At 74.6% G+C, this 17,322-nt stretch carries 15 protein-coding genes; 10 read left to right on the top strand and 5 right to left on the bottom strand.

Annotation, left to right across the window (positions count from 1 at the left end; genetic code table 11):
• Positions 1-6 precede the first annotated feature (6 nt).
• Together ACH9EU_RS14765 and ACH9EU_RS14760 are read right to left on the bottom strand one after the other, a co-directional pair.
• Positions 7-801: an ABC transporter permease subunit gene (locus ACH9EU_RS14765; RefSeq protein ID WP_396414670.1), complete on the bottom strand. Its 795-nt coding sequence runs from the start codon at positions 799-801 to the stop codon at positions 7-9.
• Between the two features lie 91 nt (positions 802-892).
• Complete coding sequence (locus ACH9EU_RS14760) at positions 893-2,371, bottom strand: isochorismate synthase (protein ID WP_396414669.1); 1,479 nt, start codon at positions 2,369-2,371, stop codon at positions 893-895.
• Positions 2,372-2,447: 76 nt separating this feature from the next.
• Between ACH9EU_RS14760 and ACH9EU_RS14755 the strand changes: the two genes are divergently transcribed.
• From ACH9EU_RS14755 to ACH9EU_RS14735, 5 genes are all read left to right on the top strand, one after another.
• Positions 2,448-3,167: a demethylmenaquinone methyltransferase gene (locus ACH9EU_RS14755; protein WP_396414668.1), complete on the top strand. Its 720-nt coding sequence runs from the start codon at positions 2,448-2,450 to the stop codon at positions 3,165-3,167.
• Positions 3,164-4,459, top strand: coding sequence for a geranylgeranyl reductase family protein (locus tag ACH9EU_RS14750; RefSeq protein ID WP_396414667.1), 1,296 nt, complete (start codon positions 3,164-3,166; stop codon positions 4,457-4,459). The genes ACH9EU_RS14755 and ACH9EU_RS14750 overlap by 4 nt, the downstream gene beginning before the upstream one ends.
• A gap of 11 nt (positions 4,460-4,470) precedes the next feature.
• Positions 4,471-5,538 carry a polyprenyl synthetase family protein gene (locus ACH9EU_RS14745; RefSeq protein ID WP_396414666.1) on the top strand — a complete coding sequence of 356 codons (1,068 nt, stop codon included), beginning with the start codon at positions 4,471-4,473 and terminating at the stop codon, positions 5,536-5,538.
• Between the two features lie 93 nt (positions 5,539-5,631).
• Complete coding sequence (locus ACH9EU_RS14740) at positions 5,632-7,404, top strand: sodium-dependent transporter (protein ID WP_396414665.1); 1,773 nt, start codon at positions 5,632-5,634, stop codon at positions 7,402-7,404.
• Complete coding sequence (locus ACH9EU_RS14735) at positions 7,401-7,550, top strand: methionine/alanine import family NSS transporter small subunit (protein ID WP_396414664.1); 150 nt, start codon at positions 7,401-7,403, stop codon at positions 7,548-7,550. Before ACH9EU_RS14740 ends, ACH9EU_RS14735 begins: the two co-directional genes overlap by 4 nt.
• Before the next feature lie 123 nt (positions 7,551-7,673).
• Here ACH9EU_RS14735 and rarD read toward each other — a convergent pair whose 3' ends face one another.
• Entirely contained in the window at positions 7,674-8,606 is a 933-nt protein-coding gene (gene rarD / locus ACH9EU_RS14730; RefSeq protein ID WP_396414663.1) for an EamA family transporter RarD, read from the bottom strand.
• Positions 8,607-8,627: 21 nt separating this feature from the next.
• Positions 8,628-9,914 (bottom strand): DUF6882 domain-containing protein, encoded by a 1,287-nt coding sequence (locus ACH9EU_RS14725; protein WP_396414662.1) that lies wholly within the window; start codon positions 9,912-9,914, stop codon positions 8,628-8,630.
• 214 nt (positions 9,915-10,128) lie between these two features.
• On the opposite strand from ACH9EU_RS14725, the gene ACH9EU_RS14720 reads away from it, so the two are divergent.
• Positions 10,129-11,637, top strand: coding sequence for an SseB family protein (locus tag ACH9EU_RS14720; RefSeq protein WP_396414661.1), 1,509 nt, complete (start codon positions 10,129-10,131; stop codon positions 11,635-11,637).
• A gap of 6 nt (positions 11,638-11,643) precedes the next feature.
• Here the strand turns inward: ACH9EU_RS14720 and ACH9EU_RS14715 are convergent, their stop codons facing one another.
• Positions 11,644-12,126 (bottom strand): transcriptional repressor, encoded by a 483-nt coding sequence (locus ACH9EU_RS14715; RefSeq protein WP_396414660.1) that lies wholly within the window; start codon positions 12,124-12,126, stop codon positions 11,644-11,646.
• A gap of 298 nt (positions 12,127-12,424) precedes the next feature.
• On the opposite strand from ACH9EU_RS14715, the gene ACH9EU_RS14710 reads away from it, so the two are divergent.
• The 4 genes from ACH9EU_RS14710 to ACH9EU_RS14695 all read left to right on the top strand — a co-directional run bounded on the left by ACH9EU_RS14710 (position 12,425) and on the right by ACH9EU_RS14695 (position 17,321).
• Positions 12,425-14,152 carry a zf-HC2 domain-containing protein gene (locus ACH9EU_RS14710; protein WP_396414659.1) on the top strand — a complete coding sequence of 576 codons (1,728 nt, stop codon included), beginning with the start codon at positions 12,425-12,427 and terminating at the stop codon, positions 14,150-14,152.
• 175 nt (positions 14,153-14,327) lie between these two features.
• Positions 14,328-15,212 (top strand): zinc metalloprotease HtpX, encoded by an 885-nt coding sequence (gene htpX, locus ACH9EU_RS14705; RefSeq protein WP_396414658.1) that lies wholly within the window; start codon positions 14,328-14,330, stop codon positions 15,210-15,212.
• 216 nt (positions 15,213-15,428) lie between these two features.
• Positions 15,429-15,929 carry a hypothetical protein gene (locus ACH9EU_RS14700; RefSeq protein WP_396414657.1) on the top strand — a complete coding sequence of 167 codons (501 nt, stop codon included), beginning with the start codon at positions 15,429-15,431 and terminating at the stop codon, positions 15,927-15,929.
• 75 nt (positions 15,930-16,004) lie between these two features.
• On the top strand, positions 16,005-17,321 hold the full coding sequence (locus tag ACH9EU_RS14695) for a hypothetical protein (protein WP_396414656.1): 1,317 nt from the start codon (positions 16,005-16,007) through the stop codon (positions 17,319-17,321).
• Position 17,322 lies beyond the last annotated feature (1 nt).

The following is a 17,322-nucleotide window of genomic DNA, read 5'->3' as shown; positions in this document are numbered from 1 at the left end:
GGACTCCTAGGACGTCTTGATGCGGTCGGTCGTTGACTCGAAGCGCCGGGTCAGGATGCCCAGGGGCACCGTGATCACGAGGTACAGCACGCCCGCGACCACGAGCGGCGTCAGGCCCGCACCGGCGCCGGAGATGGCCTCGCGGCCGTACTTCGTGAGCTCGTACTGGCCCACGCCCATGCCGAGCAGGTAGACGAGGGAGGAGTCCTTGGTCAGCAGGATCACCTCGTTGGTCAGCGGGGGGAGCACGATCCGCAGGGCCTGCGGGATGACGATCGTGACCATGGCCCGTGAGTGGGACATGCCCAGGGAGCGGGCGGCCTCGTACTGGCCCCTCGGAACGGCCTGCAGCCCGGCCCGCAGCGACTCGGCGATGTAGGCCGCGGCCACCAGGCCCAGGGCGATCATCACGGTGACGTAGTGGTTGAAGCGGAAGCCGAAGGCCAGCGGGATGCCGTAGCCGAAGGCCAGGAAGACCAGCAGGGCGGGCACGCCCCGGAAGAACTCGATGTAGAGCGTGGCGAGCCACCGGTAGGGCGCCACGGAGGACAGCTTCATGAGGGCGAGCACCACGCCCCCGGAGAGACCCACCACGAAGCCGAGCAGCGTGTAGATGAGGGTGTTCTTCAGGGCGACGACGACGATGCCGGGGAACTGCTGGGCCGCGACGGCCGGGTTGAACACCTTCTCGACCAGGAGGGGCCAGTCGGCGACCGCGATCAGCACGATCGCGACGAGGATCAGGACGGCGTACTGGATGCCGCGCGAGAGCCGTGCTCTCTGGTGCATGGTCATGGCCATGGGGGTCCGTTCTGGGTGGTACGGGAGGTCGGTGGCGGAGGCGTCCGGGCGGGCCCGGACCGCGGGGTGGTGACCCCGGTCCGCTGTCGGTTCACCAGGATACGGTGCGTTCGCGACCGCGCGCCGACGGGGCCGGCGCGGGCACCGGCGGGCCGGGCACGGCGGCGGCCGGCCGGCCCAGGGCCTGGAGCATGGGCCGGAGCTTGGCCCACGTCTCCGCGAGCTCGGCCTCCGGGTCGGAGGCCGCCACGATCCCGCAGCCCGCGAAGAGCCGCACCGTGTGCTCGTCCTCCTGCACGGCGCCGCGCAGCGCGATGCCCCAGTCCCCGTTGCCCGAGGCGTCGAGCCAGCCGACGGGACCCGCGTAGAGCCCGCGGTCCATCTCCTCGAGCTCGGGGATCGTGGCGGCGGCCACGGCCGTCGGCGTCCCGCACACGGCGGCGGTCGGGTGCAGCGCCTCGGCCAGCTCGAGCGAGGACGGCGGGTCGCCCGCGGGCCCGGCCCGCAGGACCGCGGTGACGTCGGAGGCGAGGTGCCAGACGTTGGGCAGCTCGAGGATGAAGGGCTCGGGCGAGGTGGTCACCGCGTCGGTGTAGGGGGCGAGCGAGGCGACGAGGGAGTCGATCGCGAACCCGTGCTCGTGCTGCTGCTTCTCCGACTCCCCGAGCACCCGCGCGGCGTACTCGTGCGCGTCCTCGCCGCTCGGGGCGGCGTCGCGGTCCAGCGTTCCGGCCAGCACGCGGGCCTGGGCGACCCCGTCGAGCACCTGGACGAGCATCTCCGGGGTCGCCCCCAGGAGCCGGCCCGCGCCGCTCCCGCCGAAGCCGACGCAGTAGGTCCAGCACTGCTCGTAGCGGTGGGAGAGCTCCCGGACCACGGCCACGGGGTCGAGCGGGGCGTCCGTCCGGGCGACGACGTCGCGGGCGAGCACCAGCTTCTCGAGCCGCCCGGCGCGGATCCGCTCCACGCCGTCGCGCACGGCGTCGGTCCAGTCCTGCTCGTCGAGGGTGCCCGGGGACAGCCGGACCGCCGCCGGGTCCGCGGCCGGGTCCGCGGCCGGGCGGGAGGGCACGCCGAGCCCGGGGGAGCGGCCGAAGCAACGGGTCCAGGCCCGCGCCACGTCGTCGGCGGTGAGCTCGAACGGCGCCCCGGGGAGCGCGGGGACCACCAGGCTCGCCCATGCCGCGTCCTCGCGGCGCCCCACCGTGAGCGCCGGCACCACGAGCCCGGAGTCCGCCGCGGAGTCCGCCGCGAACGTGAACGCCCCGAAGGCCGTGAGACCGGTGCCGGGCACGCCGACGCGGTCCTCCACGACCGCCGCCGCGACCACGTCGTCCCACCACACGCGCGCGGCCGTGAACCGGTCGGCGCCGCGCACCGTGTGCTGGGCGGCCCGGCCGTGCCCCACGAGGCCGCTGCCGCCGGTCGTCCAGGCGAGCAGGTCGGGGCCCTCCAGCAGCGCCCGGAGGTCCGGCGGCGCCCCCGGGTCCGCGCCCAGCTGGAAGAGCGGCACCGTGAGGGCGTGCAGCACGGGGACCGGCGGGGCGGCGGAGGGGGCGGTGGAAGGCATCGCCCCCCAGTCTAAGCCGCGGCACGGACCGCCCCGGCCGGGAGGGGGCTCCGGCGGAAGGTGCGACAATGGCCGGGTGAACCGAGCAGACCTGTCCAAGCAGCCGCACGAAGTCTCCGCCATGTTCGACGACGTGGCGCCCCGCTACGACGTCCTCAACGACATCCTGTCCCTGGGACGGGCCCGGGGCTGGCGGAAGGTCGTCGCGGAGGCCGTCGCCGCGGTCCCGGGGGAGAAGGTGCTGGACCTCGCCGCGGGGACGGGGACGTCCTCGGAGCCGTACGCGGACGCCGGGGTCGACGTCGTCGCCGCGGACCTCTCGCTCGGCATGCTCGAGGTGGGCCGCGCCCGCCGGCCCGACATCGAGTTCGTCCAGGCCGACGCCACGCAGCTGCCGTTCGCCGACGCGTCCTTCGACGCGGTGACCATCTCCTTCGGCCTGCGCAACATCCAGGACCACCCCCGCGCGCTCGCGGAGATGCTGCGCGTGACCAGGCCCGGCGGGCGGCTCGTGATCTGCGAGTTCTCGACCCCCACCCTCGCCCCTCTGCGCACGGTGTACACCGAGTACCTCATGAAGGCGCTGCCCGGCATCGCGGCCCGCGCGGCGTCCAACCCCGAGGCCTACCGCTACCTCGCCGAGTCCATCGCGGCGTGGCCGGACCAGGAGACCCTCGCCGCCCAGATCGCCGCGACCGGGTGGACCGGGGTGCAGTACCGCAACCTCACCGGCGGCATCGTGGCGGTGCACCGCGCCGTCAAGCCCGCCGCGAGCACCGCCTCCGCCGCCGGATGAGGGCGCTCGTCCTCGGCGGCGGGCCGGCGGGAGCCACGGCCGGGTACTGGCTGGCGGCCGCCGGGATCGAGGTGACCGTCCTCGAGAAGACCTCGTACCCGCGGGAGAAGGTCTGCGGGGACGGGCTGACCCCCCGCGCGGTGCGGGAGATGCGGCTCATGGGGCTGCCGCACGGGCCCGAGCTGGGCTACGCCCGCAACCGGGGCCTGCGGCTCGTGGCCCGGGAGCGCAGCGTGGAGGTGCCCTGGCCGGAGCTCGGCGACTTTCCGTCCTACGGGCTCGTGCGCACCCGGCTCGGCTTCGACCAGCACCTCGCCGAGCACGCCCGGGCCGCCGGCGCCCGCGTCCTGGAGCGCCGCGCCGTGACCGGGGTGCTGCGCGACGGCACCGGGCGGATCTGCGGAGCCCGCGCCGACGTCCTCGACGGGTCCGGCCGGCGCACGGGCGGCACCGAGGAGCACCGTGCCGACGTCGTGCTCGCGGCGGACGGCAACTCCGCCCGGGCCGCCGTCTCGGCCGGCCTGCACAAGCGCGACGACCGCCCGCTGGGCGTGGCGGTGCGCACCTACTACGAGTCCCCGCGCTCGGAGCTCGACTGGATGGAGGGCTGGCTGGAGCTCACCGACGGCAACGACCCGCACCGCAGGCTGCTGCCCGGCTACGGCTGGGTCTTCGGCGTCGGGGACGGCACGGCCAACGTGGGCCTCGGGATCCTGGACACCTCCCCGGCCTTCGGGAGGCTGGACTACCGGAAGGTGCTCTCCGACTGGACGGCGTCGATGCCGCCCGAGTGGACCTTCGACGAGGAGCACCGCAGGGGCCGCGTGCTCGGGGCTGCCCTCCCGATGGCCTTCAACCGCACGCCGCACCACGTGCCGGGGATGCTCCTGCTCGGTGACGCCGCGGGTCTCGTCTCCCCGTTCAACGGGGAGGGGATCTCCAACGCCATGGAGTCCGCCCGCTACGCCGCCGAGCACGTCGTGGAGGCGTCCCGCGCCCACGGCCCCGCCCAGCGCGAGGTCGTGCTCGCCGGCTATCCCCGGCGGGTCCGCCAGGAGTGGGGAGCCCACTTCACGCAGGGCCGGATCCTCGCCCAGCTGATCGGCAGCCCCGCCGTGATGCGGGCCGCCGTCCGCACCGGCATGGCCGTGCCCCCGCTGATGCGCTTCGTGGTGCGCGTGATGGCCGAGCTCTCCGACCGGCCCCCCGGCACGTGGGAGGACCGGGTCGTCGCCCTGCTGGACGCCCTGACGCCGCCCACGGGCAACACCCGTCCCCCGAAAAATCGCTAGAGTGGTGGACCGTGACTGAAACCTCCTCCCCGAGCGCCGGCGGCCCCGCCACGGGCCCCGGCACCGATCAGGTCAAGCTGCCCGCCGGCTTCGACCTCATCGCCTCCGACGACCGGCTGGGGCCGGTCGTGCTGCAGGCGCTCGCCCGGATCGAGGAACGGCTCGACGAGGCCGTGCGCAGCGCCGACCAGCTGGCCGACGTCACGTCCCGCCACCTCCTGCAGGCCGGGGGCAAGCGCGTGCGCCCGCTGCTGACGGTCCTCGCGGGGGAGATCGGCGGCGGCGTCAACGACGCCGTCCTCGAGGCGGCCGCGGTCGTGGAGCTCACGCACCTGGCCACGCTCTACCACGACGACGTCATGGACTCCGCGCCGCTGCGCCGCGGCGTCGCGACGGCGCAGACGGTGTGGGGCAACTCGGTGGCCATCCTCACCGGCGACCTCATCTTCGCCCGCGCCTCCTCGATGGTCTCCGACCTCGGTCAGCGCGCCCTGAAGATCCAGGCCGACACGTTCGAGCGCCTCGTCCTGGGCCAGCTCCACGAGACGGTCGGCCCCGCCGACGGGGAGGACCACCTGGAGCACTACCTCGGTGTGCTCGCCGGCAAGACCGGCTCGCTCATCGCGGCGTGCGGCCACTTCGGGACGGTCCTCGCCGGGGCCGGGCAGGAGGTCGTCGACGTGATGGTCGACTACGGCGAGAAGGTCGGCATCGCCTTCCAGCTCGCCGACGACGTCATCGACGTGACGGGGGAGGACGACGTCTCCGGCAAGTCACCGGGCACCGACCTGCGCGAGGGCGTCCCCACGCTGCCCGTGCTGCTGCTGCGGCGCATGGCGCAGGACGGCGACGCCGACGCACGGCGCGCCGTCGAGCTGCTGGACGCCGACCTCGCCTCGGACGAGGCCCTCGCGCGGGCCGTGGCGGCCGTCTCCGGGCACCCCGCGACCCAGGAGGCGTGGCGGATGGCCAGGCACTGGGCGGACCAGGCGGTCGCCTCGCTCGAGCCGCTGCCGGACTCGGTGGCCAAGCGGGCGCTCACGGCGTTCGCGCACGCGGTCGTCCACCGCGAGGCCTGACCCGCGCGACGCGCCGTCCCCGGTGTGGCGAGGCGATCGTACGGGCTAGCCTGTAGCCGTCCGCAGACCCCTTCCCCCACCGGAGGACGATCCATGACTCCACAGTCCCCACCACGCCGTACCGCGGCGCCCCGCGAGGCGTTCTCCAGCCGGACGGTGTTCATCCTGGCGGCCATCGGCTCGGCCGTGGGCCTCGGCAACATCTGGCGCTTCCCCTACATCGCCTACGAGAACGGCGGTGGGGCGTTCCTCATCCCCTACCTCGTGGCGCTGCTGACCGCGGGCCTGCCGCTGCTGATGCTCGAGTACGGGATCGGGCACCGGTTCCGCGCCTCGGCGCCCCTGGCCTTCCGCCGCCTGCACCCCAAGACGGAGTGGATCGGCTGGTGGCAGATGGGCATCAGCTTCGTCATCGCCGTGTACTACTCGGTCATCCTCGGCTACGCGATGCTCTACACGATCTTCTCCTTCACCAAGGCGTGGGGCGATGACCCCGCGACCTACTTCCTCTCGGACGTCCTGCGGATGTCCGAGGAGGTCACGGTCGGCTTCGACTTCGTCCCCACCGTGCTGGCCGCGACCGCCGTCGCCTGGCTCGCGCTGCTCGTGGTGCTCCTGCTCGGCGTCGCGAAGGGCATCGGCCGGGTCAACCTCGTGCTCATCCCCCTGCTCGTCGTGATGTTCCTCACGATCGTCGTCATCGCCCTGACCCTCCCGGGCGCCGTGGACGGGCTCAACGCCTTCTTCACCCCGAACTGGGGAGCCCTCGGCGACGCCTCGGTGTGGGTCGCCGCCTACGGCCAGATCTTCTTCTCGCTGTCCGTGGGCTTCGGCATCATGATCACGTACTCGTCCTACCTGCGGCCCAAGACGGACCTGACCAGCTCCGGGCTCGTGGTGGGCTTCGGCAACTCGAGCTTCGAGATCCTCGCGGGCATCGGCGTCTTCGCCGCGCTGGGGTTCATGGCCGGCGTCGCGGGCACCGGCGTCGACGAGGTCGCGACCTCCGGCATCGGCCTCGCCTTCATCGCGTTCCCCACGATCATCTCGCAGGCGCCGTTCGGGACGCTGATCGGGGTGCTGTTCTTCGCGACCCTGACCTTCGCGGGGTTCACCTCGCTCGTCTCGATCGTCGAGGTCGTCGTGGCCGCGGCCCAGGACAAGCTGGGGCTGCGCCGGCGCGGGGCCGTCCTGCTCGTCGTCGTGCCCATGGCGCTGATCTCCCTCGCCCTGTTCACCACGACCACGGGACTCAACCTCCTGGACGTCACGGACAACTTCGTGAACCAGTTCGGCATCGTCGCCGCGGCGCTCGTGTCGATCATGCTGCTCACCGCCGGGTTCTCCGCCCTGCCGACCCTGCGGGACCACCTCAATTCGGTGTCCTCCTTCAAGCTCGGCCGGACCTGGATGGTCGTCGTCGGCGGTCTCACCCCGATCGTGCTCGGCTACATCCTCATCGACACGCTGACCCGGACCATCGCGGAGGGCTACGGCGGGATGCCCGCCTGGTTCGTCAACACCTTCGGGTGGGGCACGGCCGGCGCCCTCGTGGTGGTCGCCCTCCTGCTCTCGCGCCTGCCCTGGCCGGCGGCCTCCCGCGGCCAGGAGCTCAGCCCTTCCCCGGCGATCCTGGACGCCTTCACGGACCGGGAACGGATGCGCGGGGACCGGCACCTCTCGCACTGGTCGGAGACCGCGCTGCGAACGCCCGCCCTGGGGCAGGACTTCTCCTACCGCAGCGTCGAGGAGGGGACGGTCGCCGCCCCGGCCGCACCGGGCCGGCACGCCGCCGAGCCGGAGCCTCCGGCCGCGCCCTGGAGCACCCTCAGCACCCCGTCCGGATCCGAGGAGGACCACCGATGACCACCCCAGCAATCATCATGCTCATCGTCGCCGTGTGCACGGTGTGGGGCGGATTCATCGCCGCCGTCCTGCACCTCCGGCGCAGCCCCGAGGATCCGGACGACGACCAGGGCTTCGGCGCGGACGACTACGTCCGCACCACCTGACCGGCCCGGAACGGCAGGGGGCCCGGGACCCCCGCGATCGCGGTCCCGGGTCCCCTGCCTTCCGGAGCCCGGTCTTCCGGGCCCTGCCGGTCGTGCTCCGGGGCCGTGCCGGTCACCGGCCGCTCAGGCGCGCCGGACACGGGGCGCCCGCGCCGCGTCCAGCACGAGCATGACCACCGCTATCCACACGAAGCCGAAGCCGATCCAGCGCACGAGCGGCATCTGCTCCCCGAAGGCCACCACCGCCAGCAGGAACTGCCCGAGGGGCGCGACGTACTGGATCATGCCGACCGTGCTCAGCGGCAGCCGCGTGGCGGCCATGCCGAAGAGGATCAGCGGCACCGCGGTGATGACCCCCGCGGAGAGCAGCAGGAGGAGGTGGCCCGTGCCCTCCGTGCCGAGGGTCAGCCGGCCGTCGGCGGACAGGACGGCCACGACCCACGCCGCGAGCGGTGCCAGCGCGATCGTCTCGACGGTCAGGGTCACGATGGCCGGGTAGGACCCGCCCATCCTGTTCTTGACGAGTCCGTAGAAGCCGAACGAGAACGCCAGTCCCAGGGACAGCCACGGCACCTGGCCGTAGAAGACGGCCATCACCACGACGGCGACGAAGCCGACCGCCACGGCCGCCCACTGCAGCGGGCGCATCTTCTCCCGGAGGACCACCACGCCGAGCAGGATCGCCACGAGCGGGTTGATGAAGTAGCCGAGGGAGGCCTCGAGCGTGTTGCCCGTCGTCGTCGCGACCGTGTAGAGGAACCAGTTGACGCCGATCAGCACGCCCGCCAGGGTGAGCGCGGCGAGGGTGCGGGGCGAGCGCAGGGCCCGCCCCAGAGGGCCGAGCCCGCCCGTGGCGGCCAGCAGGATCAGGCAGAACGCGAGCGAGAAGAGCACGCGCAGCGCGACGATCTCCGTGGGGGTGGCGGGCTCCAGGGCGACGAAGTACAGGGGGAGCAGTCCCCAGATGCCGTAGGCGCCGAAGCCGGACAGCACACCGGCCCGGGTCCGCGACTGCTCGTCGGGAGCCGGGCCGGGCGCGGTGTTGTATGCGGTCACGCTCGAGGGTACCGCCGGGGGTCAGAGGCCGAAGAATCGGCTGAAGAAGCCCTTCTTCCGCTCGCCCTGCTCCTCCTCCGCGGTCTCCTCGGCCGTCTCGCCGGGGGCCTGACCGGCGGTCTCCTCGGACACCTCCCGCTGCTCCGGGGCTGGGTGCGCCCCCGGCTCGGGCCGCGCCGGCGCGGCGGCCGGCGGGACCACGGCCTCGGGCTCCTCGGCGCGCTCCCCGGCCGGCCGTGCCGTCGCGGCGGGGCGCTCGGGCGCCCGCTCCTCGCCGTCCGGCCGGACCGGCTCGGGGCCGGGCACGACCGTGGTGCTCACCCGGCCGGGACGGACGTCGCGGTCCTCGGACGGCTCCTGGTCGAAGGGCAGGTCCGTGTCCTCGTAGCGGGCCGGGACCGGCTGCAGCGGCTCCTCGACGGGCACGGGGCGCTCCTCCGGGACCTCCTCGGGCTCCACGACGTCGGGCACCTCGGCGGGCACGGGGCGCTCCTGGGGCGCGGCGACGGGGGTCTCGACCCGGCGCGGCTGGGCGGCCTCGCGGGCCGCCGTGGCCTCGGCGGCCCCGCGCTCCCCCCGCAGCGCGGCAGCACGGTCCCGCGCGTCGGCGACGAGCCCCGCCAGGACGTCGGCGCCCACGGTCGCCTCGGCGGGCTCGACGCCCGAGATCTGGTGGTCGTCGAACCAGAAGCGCTGTGCGCCGTCGCCGACGGTCACGACGCACGTGGCCTCCGTGTCCCACTCGATGTGGGCGCCGCGCAGCTTGGCGTAGGAGTCGACCGCGAGGTTGTGGTCCACGGCGGTGTCCGTGGTCAGCGCCTCGGCGATGACCCGCATCATCCGCTCCACGGTCAGCTCGGGCAGGTCGAACTCCGGACCGTCCAGCAGCAGCCACGCCGTGACGCCCCCACCGGCGGTCGCCGGGTAGTGCGCGTAGATCCCGGTCACGGCCTTGGCGGCGAGCGTCAGCCGGCGGGCCAGGCCCTCGACCACGGGGAGCTCGTCGGTGGACAGCTCGGGGACGCCGAGGCGTTCCCCGGCCTCGCGGGCCTGGACCGCGGCGGCGACCACGACGGCCGGGAAGTGCCCCAGCTCCTGCCAGGACCAGATCCAGGAACCGCGGGAGGCGGACTCCGTGCCCAGCAGGTACGGGGTGAGGGTCGTGGGCGGCTCGGTCTGCAGGGTGAACGCGGGAGCGGAGAAGTCGACGTCCCAGCCGGCGCCGTGGGTCAGCTCGGCCAGCCTGGCCTGGTACTCGGTGGAGATGAAGATCGACTCGTCGATCAGATCCTGCAGCGTTTTCGTCATGCGTCCAGGCTAGCAACCATCACGGGCCCCCGAGCGTCACGCCGGACGGGGTGCCCGGCGCCGCCGGGCCCGGCCGGTCGCTCCCCGGCGGCCCTTCGGTAGGGTGGACGGCGAGACCCCGCGGGACCGCGCGACGCCCCGTCCGGACCGGCGCCCGCGCCCGTGACCACGACGACCCGAACAGGCCCCGCGCGGGCCGGGAACGAGCCACCGCATGAGCGAGACCCCCGCCACCCCGACGCCCGGCCCCGAGCAGCAGGAGCTGCTGAGCAGGATCGGCTCCTGGGTGCTGTCGGTCCTGCGCACGGATCCGGGCTGGGACCGGACGGTCGTGGACCTGAAGTTCCAGGGCGGGCGGGTGCACCTGCGCGTGCGCGAGCACCGCGGCGACGAGGTGCTCCCCGGCACCGCCGGTCCCATCAAGGAGGGAAGCGCCGTGCTGCCGGTCGTGGAGCGGCTGCGCGAGCTCTCCTACGTGCCGGGGCGCGGAACCTGGTTCACCGCCACGGTCGTCATCCTGGCGGAGGGCTGGCCCGAGCCGACACACCGGATCGGCGGGCGCTTCGACCTCGAGGGCAGGCCCGCCGAGTGGGGGACCGAGGGGCCCTACTCGGGCCGGGACCTGCTGGACCACCTCGAGCGGTTCCCGCGCACCCGGGACCGGGTCCCCGCGTGGGCACGGGAGCTCGCGGTCCAGGACGGCGTCGACCTGCCGGTGGCCGACCCCGGGGCCGCCGGCGGCCCTGCCACCGCTGCCGACCCTGCCGCGGGCACCGACCTCGGGGCCGGCGACGGCCAGGACCGCGAGGGCGTGGTGCACCCCGCGGTCCGGACGGCCGTCGACCGGTTCGTGGCCGCCCCGGACAACACGGGAATGATCGAGGTCGTGCGCCAGTGCATGGCCGGCACGCTGCTGCTGGACATCAGCGACAGCACGCTGGAGGCCGGCCCGAACGGCGAGACCGTGGGGCCCGGCTCCCAGGTGCGCGTGCAGACCCTGCGGGAACCGGACGGGACGAGGTCGCTGGCGGTGTACACCTCGGCCGCGGAGGCGCAGGCGATGTTCGACCGGCACCACCCGGAGGGCGGGAAGCCCGTGCTCCTGCGCCAGCCCGCCGTCAAGATCCTGCAGATGGTCGCCGACGAGGCGCAGTACGACCACCTCGTGATCGACCCCGCTCGGCAGGGCTGCCGGATCGGCCGCCCGCAGGTCGAGTGGGCCATGCGCGCCCCGCACAACGACGTGGTCAAGGCGGCGATGCTCGAGAACAACATGTCGCAGCTGCTCGCCGGGCTGCTCGCCCCTGATGCGGTGCTCCTTCTCGGCACCCGCGTCCAGGACGGCCGGGCCGTGCCGGTGTACGCGAAGCCCCAGGAGGAGGGGGCCCGGCCCGACACCCTGCTGCTGTTCACGTCCGCGGCCGAGGTCGCCGTCCTGGACACGACCCTGGAGGTGCGCTCGGCGCCGGCCCGCCAGGCGCTGCGGTTCGCGCTCGACGCCGGGGCCGCGAAGGTCTGCGTCAATGCCCACGCCCCCGTGGCCACGCTCACGGCGGAGCAGGTGCGGGACCTGCTGGCCCTCGTGGAGAAGAAGGAGGGCGGCGCCGGGAGCGGGAGCGACGGGCAGAGCGCCGGAACCCCGGACGGGGGCGGGACGCCGGACCGGGCCGAGGACGGGAGCCGGCCGGGGACCGCGGGCGACGAGGACCGGCGCGGGAGCTGAGCCCGGTCAGGAGCTCTCGGGGGAGGTCCCGGCGGGAGCGGTGGCGAGGCAGTCGGCGCAGATCCCCTGGTACACGACGTCGGCGGCCAGGAGCTGCATCCCGTGGTGCTCCGAGGGCACGAGGCACGGCGCCTGGCCGACGGCGCAGTCGACGTCGGCGACGGACCCGCAGCGCACGCAGTAGGCGTGGTGGTGGTTGTCACCGGTGCGCGTCTCGTAGAGGGCCGGCGAGGCCGGCGGCTCGAACTTCCGCAGCATGCCGACCGCCGTGAGGTCGGACAGGACGACGTACACGGACTGGACCGTGATCGTGGGCAGGACGGCGCGGACCTCGGCCACGACCGCCTCGGCGGTGGAGTGGGGATTGCGGTAGACGGCGTCGAGCACGGCCAGTCGCTGCTTGGTGACGCGGCGGCCGTGGGCGCGCAACCGGTCCGACCACGCGGCAGTGCGGCCGGCGTCCGCGGCGGGACGTTCCGATGTCTCCATGCTCCTACCGTAGCGTTATCATGACGAACTCACAATAGTGAGCGCCCCGCCGCGTCCGGGCCGGCGGGCTCGGTCCGGCCTGTGTGACGGGGCACTGCGGCTCGTGACGCGCCGTCGTGCCGTGCTCCGCCGAGCGACCTAGCATGGGGGCGGGGGATCGGGGGATCCGTGGCAGGAGCGACGCGTCGTCGTGCCCGCCGCCGTCGACCCGGCCGGGCAGGCCGGGGCCGCGGGAGGGAGCTCCAGCGCTCACCCGCACCGCCCAGCTGCCACCCGACTCGAGACCCACGGAGAGCCCATGACGCGTCAAGCCCCCGCGACGGCCACGGACCGCGCCCCACGCACCGACGAGGAGCTGCTCGCCGCCGTGCGGGCGCAGGAGCCGCACGCCTTCCGGGACCTCCGGGACCGGCACTGGCCCACGGCCGTGGCGGTGGCCGGTCTGCACACGCCGGCCCCCCAGGACGCCGAGCAGCTCGCGGGGACGGCCGTGGACCAGGTCGTCGCGGACCTCTCGGCGGAGGAGTCCCCCCGGGCCTTCCTGCGCGCCCGGCTGGTCGACGTGGTGGGGCGTGCCGCGACACGGTCCCCGCAGGCGGCGGAGGCGGTCACCGGGGTCTTCCTGGGCCTCCCCGCCGACCGGCAGGCCGTGCTGTGGCACGCCGACGTCGAAGGACTGGAGCCCGCCCGGGTCGCGGAGATCCTCGGACGCACCACCGCCGCGGCCACCGCGCTGCACCTGGAGGCCCGTGCGGAGCTCCGCACGGCCTACCGGCGGGCGAGCCTCGAGCTGCCGGGCACGGCGGGGTGCGAGGCGCTCGCCGGGGATCTCGGCGCCTTCGTGGGCGGCGCCCTGGCGGGCGAGCCGCTCCGCCGCGTCCAGCAGCACCTGGACGACTGCCCGCGCTGCGCCGCCGACCACCTGTACCTCCAGGACACCGAGGCGGGACTGCGGGGCCGGCTCCTGCCCGCGCTCGCCGGCGTGTCCCCCTGGGGAGCCAAGGCCCAGGAGGTCGCGGCCCTCGTCCGAGCCGCCGGCCGGACCAGCGCCGAGCGGATGACGGCGGGGCCGCGTGCCGATGTCGCCGGCCGGTCGCTGGCCGCCGTGGCCGTCTCACGCCGTGGGCGGCAGGTGCTCGTGGGCGCCGGCGCCCTGGCGGCCGCGGCGGCCCTGGCCGGGGTCGCGGTGACGGGGCAGGGTGAGGCCGGGCCGCAGGCCGCGGACCCCCGCGGCGGGGAGAGCGTCTCGGCCCCGGGGAGCCCCGGGCCGACGTCCACGGCAGGCCCGCTCTCGACGTCCCCGGCCCGTGGTCAGGACGGTCCGGCCGTCGACGCGGACGCCGGACCGGCGGAGCGGCTGCTGTCCCTGCCCACCACCGAGCCCTCGCCGGGACCCCTGACAGAGCCCGCCGCCCGGGCGCGGGGAGCGGGCTCGCGCGGCGGAGCGGTCCTCACCGCGGGCGGCAGCCCGGCACAGGACGGGGCCACCGCGAACCGGACCGGCGACGCGGCCGGAGGAGGGACCGCGGCCGCCGCGACGACGGCTCCGGGGGCCGGGAGCACGGGGGCCCGGAGCAGCGGTACGACGGGGGCCCCGTCGACGGAGGCGCCGGGGGACGCGACCGCGCCGGCGGGCGCGAGCCGTGCCGGCGGCACTCCGGCAGCCGGCACCGGAGGCTCCGGCACGGGCGGCCGCGATGCCGGCGGCACGTCGGACGGGTCCACGTCGGCGGGCCGCGGTGGCTCGACCGCCCCGGCGCCCGGCCGCCCGGGGCGGTCGCCGGACGGTCCGTCCACGCAGACCGGGGGTTCCGGTACCGGCGCTCCCGTGACGGAGAGCCCCGCACCGCCGGCCCCGGACACGACGGGGCAGGTCCCCGACGCGCCGAGCCCGGGTCCGGGCCCGCTCCCGCCCGCCGCGGATCCCGGCGCGCTCCCGGGCAGCCCGCCGGCCGGCGTGCCGGTGCCGCTCTCACCGGAGGACCTCGTGCCGCCGGTGGCCGGGGAGCCGGTGCCCGGCGCCTGAGCCCGGCCCGGGTGCCCGGCCCGGCGCTCCGGAACCACCGCAGGAGCGGCCGGCCACCGTTCCCCGGCCCCGGCTGGGAAGTGCCTGCGAGCGCCCCGGACCGGGAAGAGGACGTGCGCCCGCGCGGTTGTGCCCAACGGAACACCCCGTCCTGCCAGAAGGAGCCGCGCCCGCCATGCACCACCACAACAACGGCCTCAAGACCGTCATGCTGCTGGGCGGGTTGTGGGCGGTCCTGCTCGCCATCGGCTGGGTCGTGGCCAGCGGGACGGGGAGCAGCGCGTTCATCTGGATCTTCGCGCTCATCGGGCTGGCCTCCACCGCCTACAGCTACTGGAACAGCGACAAGCTCGCGCTCCGTGCCATGCGCGCGATCCCGGTCACGGAGCAGCAGGCCCCGGGGTACTACCGGATCGTCCGTGAGCTCTCGCAGCGGGCGCGTCAGCCGATGCCACGGCTGTACATCGCTCCGACGCTGAGCCCGAACGCCTTCGCGACCGGCCGCAACCCCGAGAACTCCGCGGTCTGCGTGACCGAGGGGATCCTCCAGATGCTCGACGAACGCGAGCTGCGGGGCGTGCTGGGGCACGAGCTGATGCACGTCTACAACCGGGACATCCTCACGTCCTCCATCGCCGCGGCCGTCGCGGGCGTCATCACCTCGGCGGCGCAGTTCCTCCAGTTCGCGGCGATCTTCGGAGGAGGCCGGGGCGACGGGCGTGGCAACCCCCTGGTGGGCCTGCTCATGGCGTTCCTCGCGCCCGTGGCCGCCACCATGATCCAGCTGGCGGTCTCCCGGACCCGCGAGTACGACGCCGACGAGGACGGTGCGAAACTCACCGGCGACCCCCTGGCCCTGGCCTCGGCGCTGCACAAGATCGAGCTGGGCACAAGTGCGCGGCCCTTGAACCCGGCCGACCAGAAGCTCGTCAACACCTCGCACCTGATGATCGCCAACCCGTTCCGGAGCGGAGGGGTCACCGGCCTGTTCCGCACCCACCCGCCGACCGCGGACCGCGTGGCCCGGCTGGAGGGCATGGCCGGCCTCGGCCGGCGCTGACGGGTCCGCCACCGGCGCCCGCGTCCGGCTGCCACGATCCCGTCCCTGCCGCTCGCCCGGCCCCTGGGACCACACCGGGAGCTCGCCCTGAAGAGCCCCCGTCCCCTTACGCCCCCGGCGACTCACCCCTAGCGTGAGAGGCAGACAGCCTCTGCGCCCCCTGACCGGTGCCCGGCCCTGAACCAGCCCGACACCTCGACCCCTGGAGGTCTGCACATGACCGATCCCCCCACGGCACCCCTCAGCCGGATACCTCCCGCTGTGCCCGCGCCGCCGGGCGACCCGGGGTGCGTGCTGCCGCCCGAGCCCGCGCTCCGGCCCGAGTCCGTGGCCGAGGACGTGGTTCCGCCCCGGCCGGCGGTCGTGGCCGACGAGGAGATCCCGCCCGAGCCCACGGTCGAGGACCCTCCGTGGCGGGCGGGCGCCCGCCTGATCCGGTTCCGCGTCCGCGCCGACCACCACGGGCTGCGGCTGCGGGCGGGGGAATCGGTGCTCTGCGTGCCGTACGAGCCTGCCGAGCTGGGCATGGTGGTGCTGGTCCGCTGCGAGAGCGACGGCCACGCACCCGGGGCGCTGCTCTCCGTGCGGGAACTGGACTACGTCGGGGAGGCCGGGCGGCACGCCGGCGACGTCGACTGGGACGAGCCCGGGACGCGGGCCTGGCCGGCCGCGGCGCGCTCGTGGCGTCCGTCCTGGCCGGCCCGCCGGCGGAAGTAGCCCCGGCCGTCATGGCCGGCGTCGCCACGGCCCTGGACCCGTCCGTCCTCCGGGCGTACGGTCGAGGAGAGCTGCGTGCTGGACGCAAGCCGGGCGGGAGCCACGATGCAGACCGGACTGACCGACTTCTCCCTCTTCGACGCCATCGCAGGACGCCGTGCCCGCCGCTTCGGCCTGGGCATGGAGATCCCCTCGGGGCCCCTCGCCCACAGATCGGAGGCCGAGCCCCTTGGCCTGTCGGAGCGGGAACGCTCGATCCTCGTCGCGGCGGGAACCGGGGTCACCGGGTGGTCCTTCGGCGTCCCCTTCGGCCCCGACCGCCCCGACGAGCACGCCCACTACACGCAGCGGTTCACCGGACGCACGGCGCCGACCGCCGCCGGCATCGGTACGCCGGTGCTCTTCGCGACCGATGACTCGGGGACGTATCTGACGAACACGCGTGACCTCCTTCCCGATCACGCCGGTGGGGGCACGGGGAGCCGCGACGACGCCCAGGACGCCATGGTCGAGCTGGTCCGCGCCCACACCGTGCAGCTGTCCGGGCGGCGGCTCGACCTGCCCGCGGCTCCGCCGCACATGCTGGAACCGAACCTCTGGATGGCGAACGCGCCGGGCTCGACCGTGTTCCTGCCCGTGGCCGACGCCAGCCAGCAGGTGCTCGGGTTCATGGCCATGGCCCTGGCCAACGGCAACGTGCTGGTCGACGACGTGGCCGGGCGCCCGGCCGGCGACCCTGCGCCCTTCGTCCGCAGCGGCCTGCTCGACGAGGGCAAGCGCATCCCGTTGACGGTGCTCCAGCAGATGGCCTACGAGGCGAACGTCGCCGAGCTCGCCTTCATGGGCCACAACATCGTGCTCACCCTGCAGGCGATGGGGCTGGGCGGGCTGTACTTCAACGGGCTCAACCGGTGGAGCGTCCTGGGCGCGTTCCAGGACCAGGGGATCGACGGGCTCGGCTTCCGGTTCGTGCGCGACCCCCGGTGGACCCTGCCCAATCCCGTGGGCCTCGACGGCCACTTCGAGGGACTGTGCCCGCCGTACGTGTCCGACATGCGCGAGGCCGTGGACATCTTCGTGGAGCGCAAGTTCGGGCCCGGGGGCGCCTACGACCCGGGCACACCGGGAGCCTGGGCCGACGCCGAGGCGGTCAAGCGGGGGGTCACGCCCTACTCCGAGGAGTTCGTCGACTGCCTGGCCGGGGTCGCCCAGTACGTCCACGACACGTACGGCAGGTTCCCGAACACCTTCACGACCATGGTGCTCACGGGCTACGTCCAGGCCGTGCACCTCGACACCGGCTTCTACGACGCGCACTACCGGCCCGGCGCATACCTCCCCACGCACGCGCACCACATGGAGCGCTGGCACGGGGACGGTGCCGGGGACTGAT

The organism is Kocuria rhizosphaerae (genome assembly GCF_044462265.1).
GTDB classification, from domain to species: Bacteria; Actinomycetota; Actinomycetes; order Actinomycetales; family Micrococcaceae; genus Kocuria; species Kocuria rhizosphaerae.
The sequence above is the reverse complement of the archived record's forward strand: the minus strand, read 5'-3'. Positions and strand labels throughout refer to the sequence as shown.